The sequence below is a fragment of the Eggerthia catenaformis OT 569 = DSM 20559 genome, assembly GCF_000340375.1.
GTDB classification, from domain to species: Bacteria; Bacillota_I; Bacilli_A; order Erysipelotrichales; family Coprobacillaceae; genus Eggerthia; species Eggerthia catenaformis.
In genome coordinates, this window is sequence record NZ_KB446648.1 from 360,455 (window position 1) to 385,701 (window position 25,247).

General features: G+C 32.0%; 23 protein-coding genes and 1 tRNA gene. 17 read left to right on the forward strand and 7 right to left on the reverse strand.

All coding sequences use genetic code 11. The annotated features are described in order from the left end of the window. The 14 genes from whiA (at window position 1) to adhE (ending at window position 17,338) form a co-directional block, all read left to right on the forward strand. Window positions 1–939: a DNA-binding protein WhiA gene (gene whiA / locus HMPREF9943_RS06560; RefSeq protein ID WP_004803249.1), complete on the forward strand. Its 939-nt coding sequence runs from the start codon at window positions 1–3 to the stop codon at window positions 937–939. 3 nt (window positions 940–942) lie between these two features. Next, on the forward strand, window positions 943–1,155 hold the full coding sequence (locus tag HMPREF9943_RS06565; protein ID WP_004803250.1) for a helix-turn-helix domain-containing protein: 213 nt from the start codon (window positions 943–945) through the stop codon (window positions 1,153–1,155). A gap of 12 nt (window positions 1,156–1,167) precedes the next feature. Further along, window positions 1,168–1,416 carry a hypothetical protein gene (locus HMPREF9943_RS06570; protein ID WP_004803251.1) on the forward strand — a complete coding sequence of 83 codons (249 nt, stop codon included), beginning with the start codon at window positions 1,168–1,170 and terminating at the stop codon, window positions 1,414–1,416. Then, window positions 1,416–2,840 (forward strand): DUF5050 domain-containing protein, encoded by a 1,425-nt coding sequence (locus HMPREF9943_RS06575; protein WP_004803252.1) that lies wholly within the window; start codon window positions 1,416–1,418, stop codon window positions 2,838–2,840. The genes HMPREF9943_RS06570 and HMPREF9943_RS06575 overlap by 1 nt, the downstream gene beginning before the upstream one ends. Before the next feature lie 9 nt (window positions 2,841–2,849). Further along, window positions 2,850–4,196, forward strand: a complete 1,347-nt coding sequence (locus tag HMPREF9943_RS06580) for a UDP-N-acetylmuramoyl-tripeptide--D-alanyl-D-alanine ligase (RefSeq protein ID WP_004803253.1) — start codon at window positions 2,850–2,852, stop codon at window positions 4,194–4,196. Beyond that, entirely contained in the window at window positions 4,196–5,227 is a 1,032-nt protein-coding gene (locus HMPREF9943_RS06585; RefSeq protein WP_004803254.1) for a D-alanine--D-alanine ligase family protein, read from the forward strand. Before HMPREF9943_RS06580 ends, HMPREF9943_RS06585 begins: the two co-directional genes overlap by 1 nt. 101 nt (window positions 5,228–5,328) lie before the next feature. Continuing rightward, complete coding sequence (locus tag HMPREF9943_RS06590) at window positions 5,329–5,814, forward strand: RNA polymerase sigma factor (protein WP_004803255.1); 486 nt, start codon at window positions 5,329–5,331, stop codon at window positions 5,812–5,814. After that, window positions 5,804–6,622, forward strand: coding sequence for an RsiV family protein (locus tag HMPREF9943_RS06595; RefSeq protein WP_004803256.1), 819 nt, complete (start codon window positions 5,804–5,806; stop codon window positions 6,620–6,622). Before HMPREF9943_RS06590 ends, HMPREF9943_RS06595 begins: the two co-directional genes overlap by 11 nt. 154 nt (window positions 6,623–6,776) lie before the next feature. Further along, complete coding sequence (locus HMPREF9943_RS06600; RefSeq protein ID WP_004803257.1) at window positions 6,777–7,670, forward strand: DUF7916 family protein; 894 nt, start codon at window positions 6,777–6,779, stop codon at window positions 7,668–7,670. 112 nt (window positions 7,671–7,782) lie between these two features. After that, complete coding sequence (locus HMPREF9943_RS06605; protein ID WP_004803260.1) at window positions 7,783–8,970, forward strand: phosphoglycerate kinase; 1,188 nt, start codon at window positions 7,783–7,785, stop codon at window positions 8,968–8,970. A 16-nt stretch (window positions 8,971–8,986) separates the two neighbouring features. Next, on the forward strand, window positions 8,987–9,733 hold the full coding sequence (tpiA, locus tag HMPREF9943_RS06610) for a triose-phosphate isomerase (protein ID WP_004803261.1): 747 nt from the start codon (window positions 8,987–8,989) through the stop codon (window positions 9,731–9,733). A 98-nt stretch (window positions 9,734–9,831) separates the two neighbouring features. After that, window positions 9,832–10,572, forward strand: coding sequence for an alpha/beta hydrolase family protein (locus tag HMPREF9943_RS06615; protein WP_004803264.1), 741 nt, complete (start codon window positions 9,832–9,834; stop codon window positions 10,570–10,572). Between the two features lie 595 nt (window positions 10,573–11,167). Continuing rightward, window positions 11,168–14,443, forward strand: a complete 3,276-nt coding sequence (locus HMPREF9943_RS06620; protein ID WP_004803266.1) for an ABC transporter ATP-binding protein/permease — start codon at window positions 11,168–11,170, stop codon at window positions 14,441–14,443. A gap of 156 nt (window positions 14,444–14,599) precedes the next feature. Continuing rightward, window positions 14,600–17,338: a bifunctional acetaldehyde-CoA/alcohol dehydrogenase gene (gene adhE / locus HMPREF9943_RS06625; protein WP_004803268.1), complete on the forward strand. Its 2,739-nt coding sequence runs from the start codon at window positions 14,600–14,602 to the stop codon at window positions 17,336–17,338. Between the two features lie 66 nt (window positions 17,339–17,404). On the opposite strand, the gene HMPREF9943_RS06630 is transcribed toward adhE, so the two are convergent. The 6 genes from HMPREF9943_RS06630 to HMPREF9943_RS06655 form a co-directional block, all read right to left on the reverse strand. Next, window positions 17,405–18,328, reverse strand: a complete 924-nt coding sequence (locus HMPREF9943_RS06630) for a GTP-binding protein (protein WP_004803269.1) — start codon at window positions 18,326–18,328, stop codon at window positions 17,405–17,407. A gap of 47 nt (window positions 18,329–18,375) precedes the next feature. After that, window positions 18,376–19,437 carry an NAD(P)-dependent alcohol dehydrogenase gene (locus HMPREF9943_RS06635; protein WP_004803270.1) on the reverse strand — a complete coding sequence of 354 codons (1,062 nt, stop codon included), beginning with the start codon at window positions 19,435–19,437 and terminating at the stop codon, window positions 18,376–18,378. Window positions 19,438–19,606: 169 nt separating this feature from the next. Continuing rightward, entirely contained in the window at window positions 19,607–20,560 is a 954-nt protein-coding gene (locus HMPREF9943_RS06640; protein ID WP_004803276.1) for a dipeptidase, read from the reverse strand. Then, window positions 20,557–20,808, reverse strand: a complete 252-nt coding sequence (locus tag HMPREF9943_RS06645) for a hypothetical protein (RefSeq protein ID WP_004803278.1) — start codon at window positions 20,806–20,808, stop codon at window positions 20,557–20,559. Before HMPREF9943_RS06645 ends, HMPREF9943_RS06640 begins: the two co-directional genes overlap by 4 nt. Then, on the reverse strand, window positions 20,801–21,595 hold the full coding sequence (locus HMPREF9943_RS06650; RefSeq protein ID WP_004803280.1) for an HAD-IIB family hydrolase: 795 nt from the start codon (window positions 21,593–21,595) through the stop codon (window positions 20,801–20,803). Before HMPREF9943_RS06650 ends, HMPREF9943_RS06645 begins: the two co-directional genes overlap by 8 nt. After that, complete coding sequence (locus HMPREF9943_RS06655; protein WP_004803282.1) at window positions 21,588–21,959, reverse strand: rhodanese-like domain-containing protein; 372 nt, start codon at window positions 21,957–21,959, stop codon at window positions 21,588–21,590. Before HMPREF9943_RS06655 ends, HMPREF9943_RS06650 begins: the two co-directional genes overlap by 8 nt. Before the next feature lie 91 nt (window positions 21,960–22,050). Between HMPREF9943_RS06655 and HMPREF9943_RS06660 the strand changes: the two genes are divergently transcribed. From HMPREF9943_RS06660 to HMPREF9943_RS06670, 3 genes are all read left to right on the forward strand, one after another. Further along, window positions 22,051–22,124 (forward strand) — tRNA-Trp (locus tag HMPREF9943_RS06660). A gap of 410 nt (window positions 22,125–22,534) precedes the next feature. Continuing rightward, a complete protein-coding gene (locus HMPREF9943_RS10085; RefSeq protein WP_155957284.1) occupies window positions 22,535–22,747 on the forward strand; it encodes a hypothetical protein in 213 nt (70 codons plus the stop codon). A gap of 261 nt (window positions 22,748–23,008) precedes the next feature. Beyond that, entirely contained in the window at window positions 23,009–23,602 is a 594-nt protein-coding gene (locus HMPREF9943_RS06670) for a hypothetical protein (RefSeq protein WP_004803285.1), read from the forward strand. A 54-nt stretch (window positions 23,603–23,656) separates the two neighbouring features. Here HMPREF9943_RS06670 and HMPREF9943_RS06675 read toward each other — a convergent pair whose 3' ends face one another. After that, window positions 23,657–25,108 (reverse strand): sucrose-6-phosphate hydrolase, encoded by a 1,452-nt coding sequence (locus HMPREF9943_RS06675; RefSeq protein ID WP_004803288.1) that lies wholly within the window; start codon window positions 25,106–25,108, stop codon window positions 23,657–23,659. Window positions 25,109–25,247 lie beyond the last annotated feature (139 nt).

Here is a 25,247-nt window from a genome sequence, read left to right on the forward strand (position 1 = left end):
ATGTTATCATTTTCTCGTAAAGTTAAAGAGGAAATTGTATTTAATGATTTTGATCGTTCTTGCAGTAAAGCTTTATTATCTGCACTTATTAAAGTGACCGGAACATTGCATATAGGTAATGGAATGAGTCTGACTATTCGCAGTGAAAATGCTAAGATAGCTTCTAAGACACATAAACTGTTAAAAGAACTTTATAATCCTCAGTTGGAATTTATGGTTTCAAGAAAAATGAAACTGCATAAAAATAATATCTATATTTTAAAAGTTTCTAAGGCAAAAGAAATATTAGATGATTTACAGTTAATGGATGGATTAGGAGTTTCTAAGATTCCTTCAGATACTTTGTTAAAAGATACTATGACCAAAAGAGCTTATCTGGCAGGTATCTTTCTTGCGGGGGGAAGTGTCAATAATCCCGATACAAGCAATTATCATTTAGAAATGAGTGTTCTAAGTTCTACACATGCTCGTTTTATACAAGAGCTTACAAATGAGTATGATCTGAATGCTAAAATCATTAAGAGAAGAAATAAATATGTTGTCTATTTGAAATCAGCAGAGAAAATAGGTGATTTTCTAAGAGCTATAGGAGCTGCCCAATCAGTATTAGATTTTGAAATGACGAGAATAGATCGTTCAATGGCTAATACTGTCAATAGATGGAATAACTGTGATATTGCGAATGAGATGAAAGCTATGAGTGCTGCTGAAAAGCAGATTGAAGATATTGCTTATGTGGTTGAAAAAGCAGGGCTGGAAATTCTGGATTCAAAGACTCAGGAAGCAGCAAAAATAAGGTTAGAGAATCCTGAGTTATCACTTAATGAATTAACTGAAATTTATATGTTAAAGACAGGACAGTCTATTAGTAAAAGCGGTCTGCATCATCGTTTTAAGAAAATTAAAGAAGAAGCGGATAGACTCAGGAAAATGGAGTAAATTATGGATACTTTAACAATAGAACAGAAATTTGGCTTAAAAGTAAAAGAATTGAGAATGCTTGAACATATTTCTCAGGAAGAACTTGCGTTTCGCTGCCAGTTATCAAAAAATTATGTATCTGATGTTGAAAGAGGACGAAGAAATGTTTCTTTGAGATCAATAGAGAAATTTGCGAATGGATTGAATGTAGAAGTAAAAGAACTTTTTAAATAGGAGAGAACCGTTATGGAAGGTATTATATTTTTTATTATTGTATTTCTAATTATTTTAATCATATTAAGAGTATTTATTTATTTTCTTCCGGTTATTTTAATTATCTTAGGAGCTTTAGCTGTTTATCGTTTATTTATAAATAAAAATGATTATAATCATGATTCTGATGATTATAATAGCACGGATCATAATTATTCACAGGATGATTCAGATATTATTGATGTTGATTATACAGTAAAAGAAGAGGAGGAAGATAAATAATGATATGTCCAAAATGTGGCAATCATGTTATTGATGATGCTAGATTCTGTACACATTGCGGTACAGCTTTAAAAAAATGTGTTTCCTGTGGAAGAGTAAATATCGGCGGATCAAACTTTTGTGTTTATTGCGGTCGGTCTATGAATTTTATTGAGAAGAGGGTAGAACCAAGTCTGAATCCTTACGGATATCCTGAAGATGCTTATAATAGGCAGCTTTCATCAATGAATCAGGAACATACAGTTATAAATACTCAGACTGTTCATAATCAGCCTAAAGAAACTGTAAATCAGGAGTCTAGAACATTTGAAAATAATGTTCATTTTGATGATGCTTTTACAAAAATACAGAATCCTTCTCATCAGAATACTTATTCCGGTAATTATGTAGATAATGCTTTTAATGATTATCAGAATAATTCTTATGTACCTCCCCGTGAGCGTGTTAAATGGAAAAAAGTAATTATTGCTTGTACTATTTTGATTGCTGCTACATTAGGGTCACGTTATTATCTGATGCATTCCGGACCGGTTAAGCTTAATCAGACAGATGGAGTGTCTTCTAAAAAAGGAGATCTTTCAAAATTCAGTGCATCAGAATTAAAAGAAATTGAAAAATATTCTAATAATAATAATGACGGACTTATTGATTCGGATGGAAAGAATATTTATATGACGGATAATAATGGTTATTTAGTTCGTCTGGATAATCATTTTGCTAATAAGAAAGTATTAGCTGATGAAAGGGTGTCTTATATTTATTTATCCGGAGAAACTCTTTATTATACAAATTCTTCTAATCAGTTATGTTCAATGAATAAGGATGGATCAAATAAACAGATTTTAGTTGCTGATAAATGTTTTTATATTCATCCTGTCAACGATAAGATTTATTATCAGAATGATTCACAGAATGAATCCTTAGCTGTTTATGATATAAATACTAAAAAGAGTGAAATACTTGTAAACAGACATGTTTATGCTATGAATATTCATGATCAGATGATTTATTACCTAACTTCTGATGCTGTTTATAGCTATCATTTAACAGATAAGAAAGATACATTATTAGTAAAAGAGAGTGCAATTTCATTAATATATAAAGATAATAAAATATATTATCTTAATAAGAGCGGGGAATTAATAGTATATGATAAACAGACTCAGCGGACTTTAACGCTTATTCGGTCAGCTTATTCTTTTGTTATGAATGATCAGTATATTTATTATGTATCAGGTAATGGCTCTCTTTATCAGTATGATATAAATACAAAAGCAACAGTTCTTATTCATAAATTAATTTCGATGTCTTCCAGTGACTATAATATATATCTTATTAATAATCAGATTCTGTTTAAAGATAATAAAAGATGGACTATTGTAGATGCTAAAAGTAAGCAATATACTCAAGTATATAAAGAATAAGAGGTTAATATGAAAATATCAGAAATCGTTGAAGCTACCGGCGGAACATTGCTTTGTGGAAACTTAAATGATGAAGTCAATAGTTTCAGTCATGATACTAGAACAATCAAACAAGGAGATATGTATATACCTATTATTGGTGAAGTATTTGATGGACATCAGTTTATTAATCAGGCATTTGAAAAAGGTGCTTCATCTATTATTACATCTTTGCCAATGAGTGATGATACGCATAATATTATTCTAGTAAAAGATACTCATCAAGCTTTAGGAGATATGGCTCGGTGGGTACGCATAAATTCTCATGCAAAAGTTATTGGAATTACCGGAAGTGTTGGAAAAACAAGTACTAAAGATATGATTTATAGTGTTGTTTCTACTAGATATAAAGCTTTAAAGACTATTGGCAACTATAATAATGATATTGGTCTTCCTCAGACAATATTAAGATATCAGGATGAAGAAGTGATGGTTATAGAGATGGGAATGAATCATTTAAAAGAAATTGATTATCTGACTCATATTGCTTTGCCTGATATTGCAGTTATTACAAATGTTGGAACTGCACATATTGGAGAAGTAGGATCAAGAGAAAAGATCTTAGAAGCTAAAATGGAAATTACTCATGGATTAAATGAGAATGGTTTATTGATTGTGAATGGTGATAATGATTTATTACAGACAATTAAGGAAGATCATTTTCTTTTAGAAACAATAGGAATTGATAATCCGGCATCATTAAATGCGTATGATATTTGTTTAGAAGAAACAAGAAGCACTTTTATGATTGATTATCATAATCAACCATATCAGGTAACAGTAAATGTTCCGGGAAAACATTTTGTTTATAATGCTTTAATTTCTATTCAAACAGGATTGGCTTTGTCTATTGATATAAAAGACTGTATTAGAGGTGTAGCCTGTTTTGAATTAACTAAGAATAGAGCTGATATGATTGAAACAGCTCAGCATGTTCGTATTTATGATGGAACTTATAATGCTAATGTAGATTCTATGAAAGCTTCTATTGATGTATTATCCCAACATAAAGATAGAAAGATTGCAGTATTAGGAGATATGCTTGAGCTTGGGGATTATGAAGAAAGACTTCATAGAGAAGTAGGAACTTATTTATCTGATCAGAATATTGATATTACGTTAACAGTTGGAAAGGGAGCTTATTATATTTATGATGAAGTGATTAAGGCAGGGAAAAAAGCCTATCATTTTGCGAATAATAAAAAACTTATTGATTATTTAAAGAATATTATTCATCCTAATGATGTCGTATTAATTAAAGGTTCTAATGGAATGTATCTAAAAGAAGTGGTTAAGAGTTTAGAGGAGAATATATAATGAAAGTATTACTTATATGTGGCGGACAATCCAGTGAACATATTATTTCAAGAATGTCTGCATCTAATATTAGAAAACATATCAAAGATAGTTATGAAGTAAAAATGGCCGGAATTACAAAAGAAGGTATATGGTATCAGATTAATGATCAGATTAAAGATTATGCCGAGGATTGCTGGCTTGATGAAAGTCAGTTAATTACTAATGTTTTTGAATATCTGAAATCATTTGATGTTGTGTTTCCATGTCTGCATGGCTTATATGGTGAAGATGGTACAATTCAGGGACTATTAGAAATGGCTGATAGACCTTATACGGGCTGTCGCGTAGCAGATAGTGCTTTAGCTATGGATAAGGTTTTAGCAAAGAAAGTTTTTACTTTAGCTAATATTCCTACCACGCCTTCATTATTTGCTTATAAAAGATATGATGGAAAAGTTGTAATCATTAGAGATGATCAAACACAGACAGAAGATATTGTGAGTGAGGTTAAAGAAACACTGGGATTACCTGTCTTTATTAAAGCCAGTCGATCAGGATCTTCTGTAGGGTGTTATAAAGTTACTAAAGAGGAAGATATTCTTCCTCGCTTAAAAGAAGCTTCTTATTATGATTCTAAGATTCTTATTGAAAAAGCTATTCAGGCAACTGAGCTGGAAGTAGGAGTATTAGGAAATGATGATCTTTTGGTTTCAAGAGTAGGTCAGATTATGCCTCATGGTGAATTTTATACCTTTGAATCTAAATATGAAGATAAGCAGTCATCAACATGTATTCCGGCTGGAATCACTGATGAACAGGCTGAATATATTAGAGAAAATGCTAAGAAAGCTTTTCATGCGATTGATGGGCATGGACTTGCTCGCTGTGATTTCTTCTTAGATAATGTGACAGGTGATATTTATTTGAATGAAATCAATACAATGCCCGGTTTTACTGATATTTCTATGTATCCTATGCTTCTAAAAGATGCCGGAGTGGATACATCGGATTTGATTGATAGACTGTTAGATCTGGCAAAACAAAGATAAGACGATTTTTCGTCTTTTTTTGTCACTTATTAGATAATTCAAATCTCTTATTAATGAAACAAGGAAACTTGTTTTATGGCCATTAGAAAGGAGGGCTGCTTATGCTCAAAGAGAGATGGTTCTGTAAGCAGCTCGATCACATTAAAGATACAATGTTTGTTCTTGCTATGTCTATTCTTAAGAATGAAAGTGATGTTCAAGATGCTATTCAGAATACCCTCATGATAGCTTATGAGCATCTTGATGATTTAAGATTCAAAGATAAATTTAAACCGTGGATTTTAAGAATACTTAAGAATGAATGCTATAAGATTGTTAAAAAGAGAGAATACAGTCTTGACGAAGAAACAATCACCGAAGAGTCAAAGGGATTAAGTAACGAAATGAAAATGACAATTTGGGATTATGTAAACTCTCTTGATGAAATCTATCGTAGTGTTATTATTTTATATTATTATGAAGGACTAAGCATTAAGGATATTGCATCCACCCTTGGCATATCATCAGATAATGTCAAAAAAAGAATGTCTCGGGCACGAATGTTCTTAAAAAAATATATGGAGAAAGGAGATTGTTATGAGCGCTGACGATCGAAAAATTACAAGTATGCTTAAAGCGAGTGCTCCTTCTATGAATAAAAATACAGAAGCTTTATTCAAAGAATATTTTCCTCGGAAAAGGCATCATGCCTATTTAAAGTATGCATTTGTATTTCTTGCTGCTGCATTTATTATTCTGCCCAATGTTTCTCCGCAATTATCTTATGCCTTGCAAGATCTTCCAATTATTGGGCCATTATTTGAGGTAACCTCAATACATCACAAAGAAAAGAATATAGAACAAAAGAAACCGATTATAAAAGGAAATAAGAAATCAGAAAAGGCTGTCACATATATGAATAAAAGTGTAGATCAATGGACCGGTCAGGCAATATCTGAATTTAAAAAAGATTATGGAAATAATCATATAGCTCGTTTAAGATTAGACTATAAAGTTATTACAAATAGTGAAAAATGGTTTACTTTACAAGTCTCTATTTATGAGACATATGCTGATTCTTTTAATAGACATCGTTATTATCATATTGATAAAAGGACAGGAAAAAATATTAAATTATCTTATCTATTTGATAAGTCATATGATTATAAGAAGATATTTAGTGAAAATATCATTAAACAAATGGAAGAAGCTATGAAAAAGGACACCAATAAGATTTATTGGTTAGATGATAATATTGCTGAAAATTTTGAGCATATAAAAAAGAATCAGAGCTTTTATTTTGATAATGAGGGTAATATTGTGATTTGTTTTGATAAAGGTGAGGTTGCTCCTTATTATATGGGTAATCCTCAGTTTACAATTAAAAAATCTATATTTGATAAATATCTATTGTAATATATTATTTATCCTATTCCCACACATTTACAAATAGATATAGTCTTTGTGGAAGGTGAAGCAATTCACCTTTTTTCATTTTATGAAAAAATATTGTATTTGAAGAAATAGATAAGTAAGATAAAAGAAAGAAATTCTATATAAGGAGCAGTATATGAAGAGATTATTAAATTGTTATTCTAGTGACATGATGAGAATGAATGGAGAAATGTTAAAACAGGCTATTTTAGCCAGTGAAGGACGGACTGTTTTAACGGAAACAGTTGTTGCAAGAGAACCATTGTTAAGTGATATTACAAATGGAGAATTAGCTTCTGCTTTTGGCAGTGATATGATCTTGCTGAATATATTTGACTGTGATCATCCTTTTATTGGAGGTATTGAAGAATGTGATAATCCGGTTGCTAAATTGCAGGAGTATACAGGAAGACCTGTGGGATGTAATTTGGAACCTGTTGATTTACAGGCTCAGATGCTTGAAACACGCTTAGAGATTCCTACAGGAAGACAAGCTATTGAACATACTTATAAAAAAGCAGAAGAATTAGGTTTTAATTTCATTTGCTTAACAGGGAATCCGGGAACAGGAGTTTCAAATAGTGCTATTATAAATGCTATTAAAGAAGCAAAGAAATATTTTAAAGGTCTTATTATTGCCGGTAAAATGCATGGTGCAGGTGTTAATGAACCGATTATTGATTTAAAAGTCATTAAAGCATTTATTGATGCCGGAGCACATGTTATTTTAATGCCTGCAGTTAATACGGTACCCGGGTTATCAGAGGAAACGCTTACCAAAGCCTGTGAATATATTCATGCTCATAATGCTCTTGCATTAACGGCTATTGGAACATCACAGGAAGGTGCAGATAAAGAAACAATAAGAGAAATTGCGATTGTTAATAAGAGATGTGGAGCAGATATTCAGCATATTGGAGATGCCGGATGGAATGGTGTAGCGATTCCGGAGAATATTATGGCTTTATCTGTTGCTATTAGAGGAAGAAGATGGACTTATCACAGAATGGCTTCTTCTATTAAACGTTAAACCGGCTTTGCCGGTTTTTATTTAACAAGTATTTATAAAAATTATGAACAGGGAAAATCAATTGAAAAGGCTATAATCAAGTGTTATAATTTGGATATGGAGGAAAGAAATAATGGATAAAAAAACGATTAGAGACATTGATGTTAATGGCAAGACTGTATTGGTACGTGTGGACTTCAATGTACCAATGAAAGATGAAGGAAAAACAATTACTGATGATAACAGAATTGTTGCTGCTTTACCAACTATTAATTATTTATTAGAACATAATCCTAAAGCAGTTGTATTATTCTCACATTTAGGAAAGATAAAGACCGAGGAAGATAAAGCTAAAAATAACATGGCAGTTGTTGCTCCCAGATTAGCTGAATTATTAGGAAAAGATGTTAAGTTTGTCAATACAACTCGTGGAGCTGAATTAGAAGATGCTATTAAGAATGCTAGTAATGGACAGGTTATTTTAGTTCAGAATACACGTTATGAACCTGGTGAAACTAAGAATGATCCTGAATTAGGTAAATATTGGGCATCGCTTGGTGATGTATTTGTAGAAGATGCATTTGGTTCTGTTCATAGAGCACATGCATCAACAGTAGGTATTCCATCTTATTTAAAGCCTGCTGTTGCAGGATTCTTATTAGAAAAAGAAATTGCTTATATTGGAAAAGCTGTTTCTAATCCTGATCGACCTTTAGTAGCTATTTTAGGTGGTTCTAAAGTATCTTCTAAGATTGGTGTTATTGAAAATCTTTTAGGTATTGCTGATAAGATTATTATTGGCGGCGGTATGGCATATACTTTTGCTGCTGCACAGGGACGTACAATCGGAACTTCTTTGCTTGAAGAGGATAAGATTGATTTAGCAAAGACTTATATTGAAAAAGGCGGAGATAAATTAGTACTTCCTGTTGATACTGTTGTAAATACTCAATTTGCTGAAGAAGGAGATATCAAAGTTGTTGAAGGCAATATTCCTGATGGATATATGGGATTAGATATTGGTCCTAAATCAGTAGAGAATATTAAAAAAGCATTAGTAGGTGCTAAGACAGTTATCTGGAATGGACCTATGGGTGTATTTGAAATGCCTACATTTGCTAAGGGTACAATTGAAGTATGTAAAGCATTGGCTGAATTGGAAGATGCTAATACTATTATTGGTGGAGGAGATTCTGCCGCTGCTGTTAAACAGTTAGGTTATGCTGATAAGGTATCTCATATTTCTACAGGTGGAGGAGCTTCACTTGAATATATGGAAGGCAAGGTATTGCCTGGTATTGATGCTGTAGATGATAAATAATAAAGGAGATAAGAAGATGACTAGAAAACCAATTGTTGTAGGAAACTGGAAAATGAATAAGACTATTGCTCAGACAAAAGCATTTGTTGAAGCGGTAGATGTAAAAGTCAATACAAATCATGCTGACTGGGGTATTGCAGTTCCATATTTAGATTTACAGGCTGCTAAGGCTGCTAAGAATCTGATTGTAGCTGCTGAAGATATGCATTTTAAAGATAGTGGTGCTTATACCGGTGCTGTATCTGCTGAAATGTTAAAAGAAATTGGCGTTGAATGGACAATCTTAGGTCATTCTGAAAGAAGACAGTATTTTGGTGAAACTGATGAAACAGTAAACTTAAAAATGCTTCAGGCTTTAAACAACAATATTCATCCTATTGTCTGTGTTGGTGAATCATTAGAACAATATGAAGCTAATGAAACAAAAGATGTAGTAAAGAAACAAGTTGTAGCTGCTTATAATGATGTCAAGAAAGAAGATGTTGAAAAGACAGTCATTGCTTATGAACCAATCTGGGCAATTGGAACCGGCAAAACCGCAACTAATGAAATTGCACAGGACGTATGTGGCTATATTAGAACTGTTATAGCTGAATGCTATGATAAAGAAACTGCTGATAAAGTAAGAATTCAGTATGGCGGATCAGTTAAACCGGAAGGCTTAAAAGCTTTATTGGAACAGCCGGATATTGATGGAGCTTTAGTAGGTGGAGCTTCACTTGTAGAAGATTCTTATCTTGCTATGGTATCTGCATTAGATTAATCTTAAGGACTCATTTGAGTCCTTTTTATGTGGACAAATATACTATTCCCTCTTTAATTCTTAGATATCTTAACATATAATAAAGATGAGGTGACAAAATGGAACAAATTATTATTAAAAGAGATCAATTGCATATGACCGGTGAACTTTATTCACCTAAAGGTATAGAACAATATCCTTTAGTTATATTATGTCATGGCTTTGGCGGTAATATGGATTTAAATAGAGATTATGCAATGACATTAGTAAATAATGGATATGGAGCTTTTATCTTTGATTTTATTGGTGGAGGTATTGATATTAAGAGTGAAGGAAGTATGCTTAATATGTCTGTGCTAACAGAAGCTGAAGATTTAATGAAGGTTATTGAAACAATGAAGCAAAGATCTGATATAGATCAGGATTCAATCTATCTGATGGGAGCTTCTCAGGGAGGTTTTGTTGCAAGCTATGTTGCAGGAAGACTTCCGGATCTTATCAAAGGTCTTATTTTGCTTTATCCTGCTTTTGTGTTACAGCATGATGCCAGAAGAAGAACACCTGATTATAATCAGATAGAAGATACCTATGATGTCTTTGGAATTACTGTAGGAAGCATTTATATTCAAGATGCTTTATCATTTGATATTTATGATGAAATAGGAAGATATACAAGAGATGTTCTAATTATTCATGGTACAAAAGATCGTATTGTACCAATCAGTTATAGTGAACGGGCTATTAAAGTTTATGATCATGCTAAACTAAAAACTATTAAAGATGCCGGACATGGCTTCCATGGTAAAGAAAAAATAGAATGTATGGAATATATTCTTGATTATTTAAGACAGACTATATAGTAAGAATCCTTATCTAAGGATTCTTTTTAATATCTGATTTTTAAGTTACCGACATTAATGGCTGCCTCAATAGAATAATTTCCGGATGTTTTCATATAAGATTTAGTATATTTTTGATCATTGACTTTTAAATCAAAATAATAGTCATCTAATTTTTGACTGAATGAATATCAATACTTTCGGCATTATTGTTTATATTTAGAAAACTTAAATGAGAAGAATTAATATAGATACTGCCGGTATTTATATTGATATCTGTTTTTTAAGAATAGATGCTTTACAGTTTACTTTTCCTGATCTTCTAAAATTAAATAATGTATAACCTTTGCTACATTTATGATAAGAGTCTGATTATTTATTGTATATTTCAAAATCTTATTTTTAGGACCTTGATAATGTAATTCATTCTTAGTTCCTTTTTGGATCTCTATGCTTAAGGCATTTGTTTCAAAAGAAATATGATTAATAGTATGTCTATAGAAATATAAAACTAGGAATTATTCATATAAAGTACATATAAATTCTTTATATAGTAAGTAAATAAGTTTTTTTTATATAAAGTTGTGATAGGATAGCTAGAAACGGGGGGATAGTTATGCTTGAGATTAAAAATATTACGAAGACATATAAGACAGATAATTACATACAAAAGGCATTAGATAATATCAGTGTCAGTTTTAGAGAAAATGAATTTGCAGCCATTTTAGGACCATCAGGTTCGGGAAAAACAACATTATTAAATATTATCGGTGGTCTTGATAGATATGACAGCGGAGATTTGATCATTAATAATATCAGTACAGAGAAGTATAAAGATAAAGACTGGGATGCCTATCGTAATAGACGTATCGGATTTATTTTTCAATCTTATAATCTTATTCCGCATCAGAGTGTGCTTGCAAATGTAGAATTGGCACTTACATTATCAGGTATTTCCAAATCAGAAAGAAAAAAGAGAGCGATAGAAGTTTTAGAAAAAGTGGGACTAAAGGATCATATTCATAAAAGACCTAATCAACTTTCCGGCGGACAGATGCAAAGAGTAGCGATTGCCAGAGCATTGATTAATAATCCGGATATTATTCTTGCTGATGAACCAACAGGAGCATTGGATTCCAATACCAGTATTCAGGTGATGGATTTATTAAAAAAAGCAGCCGGTGAAAAACTGGTTATTATGGTAACTCATAATCCTGAATTAGCAAAAAAGTATGCTACACGAATTGTCAATGTAAAAGATGGTCATATTGTTCATGATAGTAATCCTTTTAAAGAGAGTCATGAAGTACTTGGTAAAGATAAGATGAAATATACTAAGCTGAAGTTTACAACAGCTTTAGGCTTATCACTTAATAATTTAATGACTAAAAAAGGAAGAACGGCATTAACTTCATTTGCCGGTTCTATTGGTATTATTGGGATAGCTGCTATTCTTGCTTTAAGTAGTGGAGTTAATCAGTATATCGCAAAACAGGAAACGGATATGCTGGGCAGTTATCCTCTTGAATTAGAGAAGCAAGCAATAGATTTACAATCAATGATGAGCAGATCAGAAAAGAAAAATAATACCCGGCATACAGATGCCAGGATTTATTCTAATAATATTGTTTCTGATTCAGTTAAGACAACTCAGGAAATGATTAAGACAAATGATTTGAAAAAATTTAAAACATATTTAGATCAACATCAATCAGATTTAGATAAGGATGTTATATCTATTGAATATAAATATGCAATTAACCCACAGGTTTATCGCTTAGATAGTAAAGAAGGGGTGGTTAAGACAAGTCCGGCTTCTTTACTATCTAACAATAATAGTCAGAGAATGTCTTCAATCAGTTCTATGTTCTCAGCAAATAGTATTTCCGCTTCATGGACGCAGTTGGTTTCTAATAAGAAATTAAGAGATCAGCAGTATAAATTATTAAAAGGAAAATGGCCTTCCAAGTATAATGAAGCAGCTTTAATTATTAACAAAAATAATGAGATATCAGATTATAGTCTTTATACTTTAGGATTAATGGATTATCATGCAATGAATGATATGATAGAAAAAATTAAAAATAATAAGAAAGTTAAAGATGTAGTAAAATCATTTGATTATAGTGAAGCAATAGGAAAGTCTTATAGAGTCTTTGCACCTAGTGATTTATATGTTAAAAGCGGTCAGGCTTATGTAGATCAAAGTGATAATAAAGATTACTTAAAGAAGCATTTAAAAGATGGAGCAGAAGTAAAGATTACGGCTATTTTACAATCTAATGATAAATCATCTATTAAAAGCGGTGTAGGGTATGACTATTCATTAACTCGGTATTTATTAGATAGGACAGAGCAAAGTTCTGTTGTTAGAGCACAACTGTCGAATACAAAAATCAATATTTTAACAGGTAAAAATTTTAATGAAAAAGCAAAGACAAAAACAAATCCTTTTGTCAATATTAATGGAACAAGCATACAATCCGGAAGATTGATGAGTCTTTCTTATACACCTTATCTATCTTTAAGGCAAGAAGAGGCACCAAAGACATATCAGATTGTTTTTAAGAATTATGATGGAACATTATTAAGTCAGAGTACAAACTATAGTGAAAATGCTGAGATTACTAATATTCCTACTGATAATCCGCAAAGAACATCTCAGAATAGTATAAGTTATACTTTTGTAGGATGGATTTATCATAAAGATAATAAATACCAGTTTTTAACTACAAATCAGATAAGACAGGAAAAAGTTACAGAATCAAGAGAGTATATTGCTTTATTTGTTTCATCTTCAACTGCCGCCGATATTCAATCTCAGATTAATAAAGCAGTAGAGAAGCTTCCGTCTGATTTTAGTCAGATATCTGATCAGCAGATTAGTGATTATTTAAATAGACTTCCTAAGCAAACCAGAGATGCTTTACAGAAAAGATTAGACAGTTATATTCAGAGCTATATTAAGCAACAGACATCATCTAAAAACTTTAATTTTGAGAATCTTACCCGACAGCAGCAGGAAGAATTAAAGAAGTATATTAATAAGCAAATGAAATCTCAGCTGTCACAACAGCAGATTGATCAGTATATGAATGAATATGCAAAAAAATATATGAATTCAAAAAACCTGAATAGTCAGATGAAAAAATATCTAGAGAATTATATGAAGACATATCAGAAAGAATATATGAATAAGATAAAATCATCGATGAATCTTGATTTATCGAATGATCAGCTGAAAGTTATGCTGGCTCAGATGTCATCCTCTACACCAGCTAATTATGATGAAGTGATGGATAAGCTGGGTTATTATACAATAGACAAACCTTCAGGTATTTCTTTTTATTCTATCAGTTTTGTTGCTAAGGAGAATGTAGAAGCATTTATTAAGAAATATAATAATCAGGCTAGTAAAGACACTGATAAAGTTACTTATACTGATATTATTGGAACGGTTACTGATTCTATTACTTCTATTATTGATACAATTTCATTAGTTCTCATTGCTTTTGTATCTATTTCTTTGATAGTAAGCAGTATTATGATTTCTATTATTACTTATATATCGGTCTTAGAACGTACTAAAGAAATAGGTATTCTAAGAGCAATGGGAGCATCTAAGAAAGATATCAGCAAGATATTTAATGCTGAAACGTTTATTGAAGGATTATTAGCAGGATTGTTTGGGATTATTGCAACCTTGCTCATTTCTGTTCCTATTAGTCAATGGGTGGAAAGGACGCAAAATGTTCCTAATGTTATGGTGCTGCCTATAAGATACAGTATCATTCTGATTATAATCAGTGTGATTCTAACTTTAATAGCCGGCTTTGTACCAAGCAGAATAGCAGCTAAAAAAGATCCTGTTACTGCATTACGAACTGAATAGTATATATATTAATTGTATATTATTAACAATATTTAAAAATTTATAAACGCTTACATCAATAGTTTTTTATATACTTGATTGATTTTTCACAAAAGGTCATGTATATTAATCTCAGATAAAAAGAAAAAATCTTTTTTGACTAACGGAGGAAAGAAAATGGCTAAAGAAAAAAAATTAGTAAAAGAATGGTCTACTGAGGAACAAATCGATGCAACTGTCGATGAACTGGTGAAGAAGGCTTTAGTAGCTCTTGATAAATTTGAAGGATTTACTCAGGAGCAGGTTGACTATATTGTTGCCAAAATGTCTGTTGCCGGATTAGATCATCATGGCAGTCTGGCAGAACTTGCAGTTAATGAGACCGGCAGAGGCGTATTTGAAGATAAAGCAGTCAAAAATTTATTTGCCTGTGAATATGTAACAAACAATATGCGTCATACAAAAACTGTAGGTATTATTAATGAAGATTCATTAACCGGTGTTACTGAAATTGCTGAACCGGTTGGTGTAGTATGTGGTATTGTTCCGGTAACAAATCCAACTTCAACAGCAATCTTTAAATCATTGATTGCAATGAAGACAAGAAATCCTATTATTTTTTCATTCCATCCAGGAGCACATGATTGTTCAATTGCTGCTGCAAAAGTTATGAGAGATGCAGCTGTTGCTGCAGGAGCTCCTGAAGATTGCATACAGTGGCTTCCTATGAGCTTACAGAATACTGAAGGAACCAGTCCTAAAGGAAATAATTTATTAATGTACGCTACCAGCTCATTAATGAATAATCCCGGTATTGCTACTATTTTAGCTACCGGCGGAAATGCCATGGTAAAGGCTGCTTATTCATGTGGTAAGCCTGCTTTAGGTGTAGGTGCCGGTAATGTACCTGCTTATGTAGAAAAGACAGCAAAGCTGGCTATGGCAGCAAATGATGTTTATTTATCAAAGACATTTGATAATGGAATGATCTGTGCATCAGAACAGAATGTTATTGTAGATAAAGAAGTCTATAAAGAATTTAAAAAAGAACTAGGTAAATATCATGTTTACTTTGCAAATGCACAGGAAAAAGCGATGCTTGAAAAATATATGTTTGGTGTAGAAGCATATAAAGAAGGTGTAGAAAATGCTCGTTTAAATGGTGCAGTTGCCGGTAAATCAGCTGTATGGATTGCTGCACAGGCAGGATTTACTGTTCCTGATGATATTCAGTGTATTGTTGTTGAAACAAAAGAGATTGGCGTAAATGAACCGCTGACAAGAGAAAAGTTATCTCCAATACTAGCAATGCAGAAAGCTGAGAATACTGAAGATGGTATTAATTTAGCTGCTGCTTCTGTAGAATTTAATGGATTAGGGCATTCAGCTGCTATTCATACACAGGATCATAGTATTAGTGTTGAATTTGGTAAGAGAGTAAAAGCTATTCGTATAATTGAGAATGCACCTTCTACATTTGGCGGAATTGGTTCAGTATATAATGCTTTCCTTCCTTCACTTACACTTGGATGTGGAAGCTATGGACACAATTCAGTATCTAACAATGTAAGTACAGCTGATTTATTAAATATTAAGAGAATAGGGAGACGTAACAATAATATGCAATGGGTTAAACTTCCACCAAAAATCTATTTTGAACGTAATTCAATCAAATATCTAAGAGATATGAGAAGAATGGAAAAGGCTATGATTATTACTGATAGAGGTATGTATAACCTTGGATACGTTGCTAAGATTGAGGATGTTATTAGAAGACGAAGAAATAAAGTAGACATTGAGTTATTCTTTGATGTACAGTCAGATCCGACATTAGAAGTTGTAAATGCAGGAGTTGACCTGATGAGAAGATTCCAGCCTGATACTATTATTGCTTTAGGCGGCGGTTCAGCTATGGATGCTGCTAAAGTTATGTGGCTGATGTATGAACATCCGGAAGTAAACTTTGATGATATCAAACAGAAATTCATGGATATTAGAAAAAGAGCGATTAAGTTCCCTGAATTAGGAAAGAAAGCTAATCTGATTGCGATTCCAACTACATCAGGTACCGGAGCAGAAGTAACACCATTCGCAATCATTACTGATACAAGAAATAATGTTAAATATGCATTAACAGATTATTCATTAACACCAACAGTAGCTATTGTGGATCCTGAATTTACTTTAACTGTACCTGCTACGATTACTGCTGATACCGGTATTGATGTACTGACTCATGCGATGGAAGCATACGTTTCTATCTTAGCTAGTGACTTTACTGATGGCTGGGCTAAACAAGCTGTTAAGCTGGTTTTTGAAAACTTAGAGAAATCAGTATTAACTGCTGATCCCGATGCCAGAATTAAAATGCATAATGCAGCTGCTATAGCCGGTATGGCGTTTGGTAATGCATTCCTCGGTGTAAACCATTCAATGGCTCATAAGATTGGCGGAGAATGGCATATTCCCCATGGTAGAACAAATGGTATCTTATTATCTCATGTTATTAGATATAATGGGACAGTACCTACTAAATTAAATGTATGGCCAAAGATTGAAAATTATAAAGCTGATAAGAAGTACAGAGAATTAGCAGAATTAATTGGATTAAAGCCAAAAACTGATGCTGAAGGTGTAGAAATGTTTGCAACAGCAGTAGAACAGCTATGGGTAAAAATCGGCGGTGCGACTAATGTTAAATCTCAGGGTATTGATAAAGATGCATGGATGGAATCAGTACATAGAATGGCTATGAATGCTTATGAAGACCAGTGTACTCCGGCTAACCCTAGAATGCCTATGGTTAAAGATATGGAAGACATTATGACTCGTATTTATGATTATGAGACTCCATATGCAGATCTTTATCCGGAATTTGCAAAAGAAAGAGATGCCAGAACAGCTAAAAAGAAATAATAACTAAAGGATTGGATTTCCAATCCTTTTTGTTTATGTAAAAAACCATTTCTTATTGAAATGGTTTTACTTTCTAATTAGTTTTTTTACAGGAGAAGAATTTAATGAAGCTTTTAGCTTTGTAGAAAGGGCAATCTTGTTTAAATAACTGCCTATAAAGACAGACTGAATATTATCCTGTATATTAGACTCAATGATTGCATACTGTTTATCAGCAAGATCAAATCTTAAAATAATATCCTGACATTGAACCAACCCTTTAGCTCTAATAATCTTTCCATATTTTCCTCTCAGCATTTCTTCTAAGAAAAAGACAAATTCACCAATATGAGTCATTTTAGGATGATAAAGTGTTAAAGTATCTAAAGATATATTCTCTGAATTGTCTTTAATGATCTTGACATCATGTGATAGCCATAAATCATCCCACCACTGATCATTTAAATTCTTGTAATGTCCTTTATAAATAGAAATATCCGGATTATAGGTATGAATTTGTTCACTTGCCTGATCAAAAAAAGCTGAATCTTCATGTTCACATTTAGAAAAAACAATATGTGATGCGTTTTTCATTTGATCTAAATAGATATCCTGATAATCTTTTTCTAATCTTAATAGTGTTTGTGGAGAAATTAAAGCAATACTGCCTACAAACTTAATTTTTTCATATTCTACTTTCTTAATATTTTCTATAATATTACTTAGTTTACCAATACCTGTCGGTTCAACAATCAGATAGTCAGGATCTAAAGATCCTGAAATAGCTAGAATAGAATTAACAAAGCTATCTTTCATACTGCAGCAAACACATCCTTCAGTCATTTCAAAAATGCTCATTTCTGAGACAGTTCTTAACTGCTGGCTATCCAGATTTACTTCTCCATATTCATTTTCTAAGACTACAAATTTCTTTTTGGATCTCCTGATCATTTCTTTGATAAATGTTGTTTTTCCAACTCCCAGAAATCCTGAAACAACCAATATTTTCATAATCAGCTCCTAAAAAAGCAGATTAGCTTAACTAATCTGCCTTTATTTTAATCAGCAAATTTTACAACCGGTTTAATTAGCTCAGCTGGTTTATCTCTCATTAAGAAGAGAGCTTCTTCAATATGTTCCCATCCTTCAAAGACATGAGTTGAAAGAGGGGCTAAATCAAGCTTTCCGCTTGATACTAAAGCACTTAATTTCTCCATTCTTAATCTTCCGCCTGGCATTAATCCGCCATTAATCTGTTTGTGACCCATACCAACACCCCATTCAACTCTTGGAATATTGATAACATCACCACTGCCTAAATAGTTGACATTGCCAATCTTACCACCCGGTTTTAAAACTTTTACAGCTGTATCAAATGTTTCAACAGTACCGCCGGCAATAATAATCTTATCTACGCCTCTGCCATTTGTCATAGCCATAACTTGATCTTCAATTGGACCGTTCTTATAGTTTATAAAATCAGTAGCACCATATTTTTTAGCAGCTTCCACACAGACCGGTCTTGATCCAACCGCAATAATTCTAGCCGCACCTCTTAAGTTTGCACCGGCAACTGACATTAATCCTACCGGACCAATACCAATTACCAATACTGTATCACCAAACTGAACATCAGCCAGTTCAACACCATGGAAACCGGTAGGAACCATGTCTGATAGCATACATGCATCAACAACATTAATATTATTCGGTAATAATGCTAAGTTTCCATCAGCATCATTGACATGGAAAAATTCAGAGAATACACCATCCTTAAAGTTTGAGAATTTCCATCCGGCAAGCATACCGCCTGAGTGCATAGAATATCCGGCTTGAGCTTCTAATGAGTTCCAGTCAGGAGTAATAGCAGGGACCAAAACTCTATCACCCGGTTTAAAATCTTTAACACATTCTCCAACCTCTACAACTTCAGCACATCCTTCATGTCCTAAAATCATATTATGACGTTCACCAATAGCACCTTCCCAAAGAGTATGTACATCTGATGTACATATTGCAATCGCAAGGGGCTTACAGATTGCATCTAATGGACCGCAGGCAGGTCTCTCCTTTTCAATCCATCCAGATTCGCCAATTTTTAGCATTGCATAGCCTTTCATAAAGTACCTCCTTTTATTTAATTGTTTTACTTATAATAAAAGTATACATGAGTATTTCGCTGAGTGTCAATCGTTTTACATTGTTTTGCTAAAGTTTTATCAAAATGACTGATGGTCATAAAAAAGACCTCTTAAAGGTCTTTTAAACTCATTGTGACTGTTAAATGGTTTATTTAAGAACTTCCTGATAGACTCTTAAAACATTCTTATAAAGTATTTTTTGAATATCTTCATAACTGAGATATTCTTTAAGTCTTTGGTAAAGCAAAGGCATATAAGAAGCATTTTTAATCTCCAAAGGGCATGAAATGCCATCAAAGTCACTGCCCAGTCCAATGTAATCAATACCGACTAAATCTCTAATATAAAGAATATGTCTGATCATATCATCAATTAAGGATTGAGAAGCATTCTCAGCTAAGAAGCCATCAGCAAAGTTAATACCAATCACACCATTATGATCAGCTATCACTTTAATCATATCATCAGTTAAGTTACGAGCATGATCACATAAAGAACGAACATTAGAATGGCTGGCTACAAAAGGACCTTTTATAATATCGGCAACATCATAAAAACATCCATCACTCATATGTGAAACATCAACAATTATTCCCAGACGATTCATTTCTTTTATATACTCTTTACCAAAATCAGTTAGACCTTCATTATTAAAAGTATGATAGCCTGTTTTATTTTTAAAATTAGGATGGGTAATGCCATTTTCGTGATTCCAACTTAAAGCAATCATTCTTACGCCTAAGCGATAATAATTACGTAATAAAGCAAGATCATGATTGATGACAGCACCTTCTTCTAATGTCAGCATAGCACTCATAACATTATGCATATTATTTTCTATAATCTGTGCATAGGAAGTAATAGGAGCAATAAGATCTTTATTCTTTTCCATTTCCTGATAAAAAATATCAATACATCTTAATACATGAAATTCAGGATCTTTATCAGAGGCAATATCTGTAAAAATCGCAAAGTTTTGTAAAAGATAATGACTTTCTTTCATTTTCAATAAGTCAATATGAAGATTATTAGATCTTAATTGATAGTCTCTATGCTTTTCTAAAGCATAAAGGGTATCACAATGCATATCAATGAATCTCATGATTTTACCTCAAAATCTAAAGATAATGTCTGATACTGATCAGTTATAGACTGAGTATCTTTAAGCCATTGAATAGCTTTATTGAGTTCATCAGCATCTTCTTCTACAATGCCATATGTTCCTAATTGAACAATATCATATATAGACTGCCATAAGTCATCAAAATTATGAGTTTGTTCATCAGCCATTTCACTATCAGGATAAACATCCAGTTCTTGACCTGTCAAAAAAGCTTCTTTTTTAGTCATTGTTTTCATCTCCTATAAACCAGTTAAAATATACACAGGCATTATAAATGCCGTCATTAGCTAAAGTATCAGTAATATAATCAGCTTTTTCTTTGGCGGCAGGATCTCCATCTCCCATACATATAGATAAAGAAGCATATTTAAACATTTCCAAATCATTTTGACTATCACCAAAGGCTATATAATTATTATAACCAAACAAATCGGCTAATAAAAGATTACCGGTCGCTTTAGAAAGACCTTCAATACTGACATCAGCATAAGCGGATTTACCGGGATCTACGTGAATACCTTTAATATCTCTAAATGCTTCATATTGATCTCCCGGATAAGAATATAAGATCATGGCATAAACATTATCTTTGCCATTATAATCTCTCACTTCAGGAATAACATTATCAAAATATTTCTGTGTCTGATAAACATACTTATTTGGTTTTCTGGTAATTAATCTTTTTTTCATTTTTAAGACTACAGGCATATCTAGCTGATTAGCAGTAGCAATTGTTTTCATAACGCTTTGAGGATTCATATGATATTCCTTGATAACGCATTGATCTTGATTTAAGATAAGCTGTCCATTATTTAAAACATATCCATCCCATTCTAAAATATCAAATATCTGAGTATTCTTTAATGAGTCATAGCCTCTGCCTGTACTAATAATCATTTTATGTCCCAGTGCTTTTAAATGTTTAATAGAATTTAAAGTACTCATAGATATCTTATGAACAGTATTATCTCTTAATGTACCGTCAACATCAAAACATAGCAATTTACTATTCATAATTGTTTTTCTTTCTTTTCAGCTTTCTATTTTTAGGAGCGGCAAGACCTTCAAAGTATCCTTTAAAATGAACCTGACTGCCTAAGTTATAAGCTTTAAATCCTTTATTAATGAGTTTTTTAGTTCCTTGATAAGCAATCCCTTCTCTAAAGGCATAGACATAATAAACAGCATCTTTTGGTAATAGATGAGATTCATTAGATATTCTTCTTAAAGGAAAACACTGTGCCTCTTTTAAATGCATAATATCAAAATCTTTTGCTTCATCCACACATAATAGTATAATATCTTCATTATTAAGGAATTCTTTATAAGCCTGATTAATTTCTTTTTCTTTTATAATACTCTTTTTTCCAAATAACATATTCATCCCTCATTAGTATTAGTTTAGCATTATTCTCTTATTTAATCTATTGCTTTTATAAGATTCTTATGATAATATAATAAAGCGATTTAGGGGCTTGGTCCAATGGTAGAACATCGGTCTCCAAAACCGTTGATGCGGGTTCGATTCCTGCAGCCCCTGCCAGTAATATTGAAACACCTAGGGTGTTTTTTTTTTTTTTTTTTGAATTATTGACATGAGATATGGCAATACTTATACTTTAATCAGTAAAACGCTTACATAAAATAAAAAGGGAGGGAGAGAATCTATGTTATTGTTTAATTTATCAAGATATAAAAATGGAGATAAAAATTGAAAAATTCCTAATAATATTTTTACAATTTCAATATGAGTAATATGCTTTTAAATCAATTGAATAATTATACGAAAAACAAATAAGATCAATCTATTTCAAAAAATTGTATTTAGAAGCAGAAAAACTCAACTTACGTGCTCCTAATATATGGGGTGAATTAGTTGACGAAAAAGGTGAAAAGAAGTGTGTTCCTGTATATCTTGTTAAATCAGTAAATAATAGGAAAGGTGACAATGAAGTGACATGTGTATATGCTTTAAAGAAATCTATGTTTTCACATGAAAATGAGTTAAAATCAAGATTTATTTCTGTAGGTGAAGATGATGATGGTACATATGTTTGGGGTAGAATAACTTTATATTACGAAAAAATTAATAAGACAGGTTATTATCAACGACGTATTCTTCTAACAAAAGTTAAAGCTGAGTGGAGTTCACAGTTATCAAATTAAACTATCAAATAGAAGAGTAGCTTATACTTGTCAGTCAATAACAAATCAGAAGCAAACTGCTTATAAATATCCTTCTTCAAATACAGTTACATATAAGACAGGATTTAAAGATTATGTCGAAGATATTATAGGCTCTTTATTGGCACCACAGATGAATGTTACTTGTAAAAGAGGGACAGGGTCTTGGAGATTTACTTGTCAGAACCGAATAATGGATAAAATACCCGGATTGGGGGATTTAATTAAATAAGAGGAAAAATTATGAAAAAATTATTTATGGCTATACTATTAGTTTCTTTAATTTTATATGGCTGTCAGAATAAAACTTTTCCTATTAAAAAAGATAATGTAAATATTGAAAAGTATCAGTTAAAGAATAAGGTAATATTAGAATTTACTAATGAAAGTCAGAACCTGATAGATATCTATCAGGATGATAAGCTAGTTATAAGGGCTTTAGATCATAATAGTATATCTATACTTTCTTTTAGTAAAGATCAGTATAAAGATGACATTATAAAGACTATAAGTATTAAAAAGAATGAAGATGCTAAAATATTTAATAATTATAAAGATAATACTTATGTTAAGGCAACCGATGAACAGACCATTATTCTGGATATTGTAAAAGCAAAACCGGCATCAGGAATATGTGAAGGAGAATCAGTTATGTATCTCTATTCTAAAGAAACTGATGCTAAAACTAAAAAACCTATATTGCTTGATATTATCAGTAAAAAGATTATTTTGGATAAAGATAAAGCCACTATAACAGTTAAGAATGAGTGGGATAAGCCATCTCAAAAATTTCATCAGGTGACTTTTAAAACTAGATTCTATACTTATGAAAAATAACTGTATTTCCTTTATATATTGATAAAGGAATTTGGTTTTACCAAATTCCTTTTATTATACAATAAATTCATTGAAAACAGCAGGTTTTAATGACCATATTTGAATACTTCCCTGATACTGATAATAAATATAATGTTCATCTTCTTCAAGAAAAACTCTGCTTGTAAATAGGGATTCACCGTCATTAACATAAATTTCAATAGAACTTGTGTCAATAAAGATTCTTAAATGATAGAGATCATTTTCTAAAACTCTTGAGCGTATTTCACCACGCTCTTTATTAAAATGATTATGAAGTCGGCTTCTGTCAACGGTTAATGTATGATGAGTGTATTGTATTCTTAAACCTCCGGTCTGATCTTTTTTAGAGAAAAGAAGAAGGTTAAGGTTACCCTGACAATGGATTTCTATTTCACAAGCTTGAGGAAGCTTATGCGTAGTTGTATCAATTCTCTGATCTCTTAATATTTTAAATCCTTCTAATGGTTTTTGCAGTAAACGTCTGTTTTCAATACATAATTCTCTAGGCATGGTAAGGCAGCCTTGCCAGCAGTCATTATCTGAAGGATAAGAAGAATCGGGGAGTCCCATCCAGGCAATCAGGATAGCTTTTTTAGAATCATTAATATTAGCTGCACATTCAGCGGCATAAGAATCAAAGCCAAAATCTAATACATGGAAATGACCTGATGGAGTAAAGATCAGGTTCTTCCAGTCCATTTTTCCTAACAAATATCCATTATGATTATATTCCTGTTCTCTGTTTATTAAATAGATATGCTGAGGACAGAAAATCAGAATATCCTGATTATCTATTGTTTCAATAGATGGACATTCCCACATATCACCAAAATCTTCAAATCCTGGTACTTTAAGTTCACCTGCAAATGAGAAGTCTTTATTATGATGAGATGACTTATAAATAATAACACAGCCTTTTTTATTTAATGTTTGTGCTCCGATTAATAAATAATAGGTCTGATCTTCTTGACGATAGATGATTTTAGGATCCCGCTGATGTTCACTATAAGAAGGATGCGGACCAAAAAGAGGCTTTGAATATTTATGAACAGTACCATCATCTCTTAGATTAACTAAACAGGTATAAGAATGTCTATGCCAGTTCTCATCTCTATGGTTACCTGTATAATAAAGATATATTGATTGATCAGTAACTAAGGCAGAACCGGAATAGGCACCTTTATTATCATAAATACAATCAGGATAAATACATACTCCTTTATTTTTCCATGTAATTAAATTAGTACTGGTAACATGATACCAGTGCTTTAATCCATGAACTGCACCAAAAGGAAACCACTGATAAAAAAGATGCCATGTCTTATTATGATAGACAAATCCATTGGGATCATTAAGCAGACCGGTTACCGGTTGAATATGGAAAACTTGTCTGTATTTAGAATTTTGTATTTTATTATAAAGATTACTGATCTCATTCTTATTATTAAAATGCCTATATCTTTCTTCTTTTGTCCATTCTTTCATAATATAATCCTCCTGGTTATATTATGAAAGAGATAAAATTTGAATTCAAGAAAATCAAAGAATTTAAAATAAATAGTTTCTGATTCGGAAAATAAAAATTATTATGTATTCTTTTTGTTAGAATGCAGATGTTTGGGGG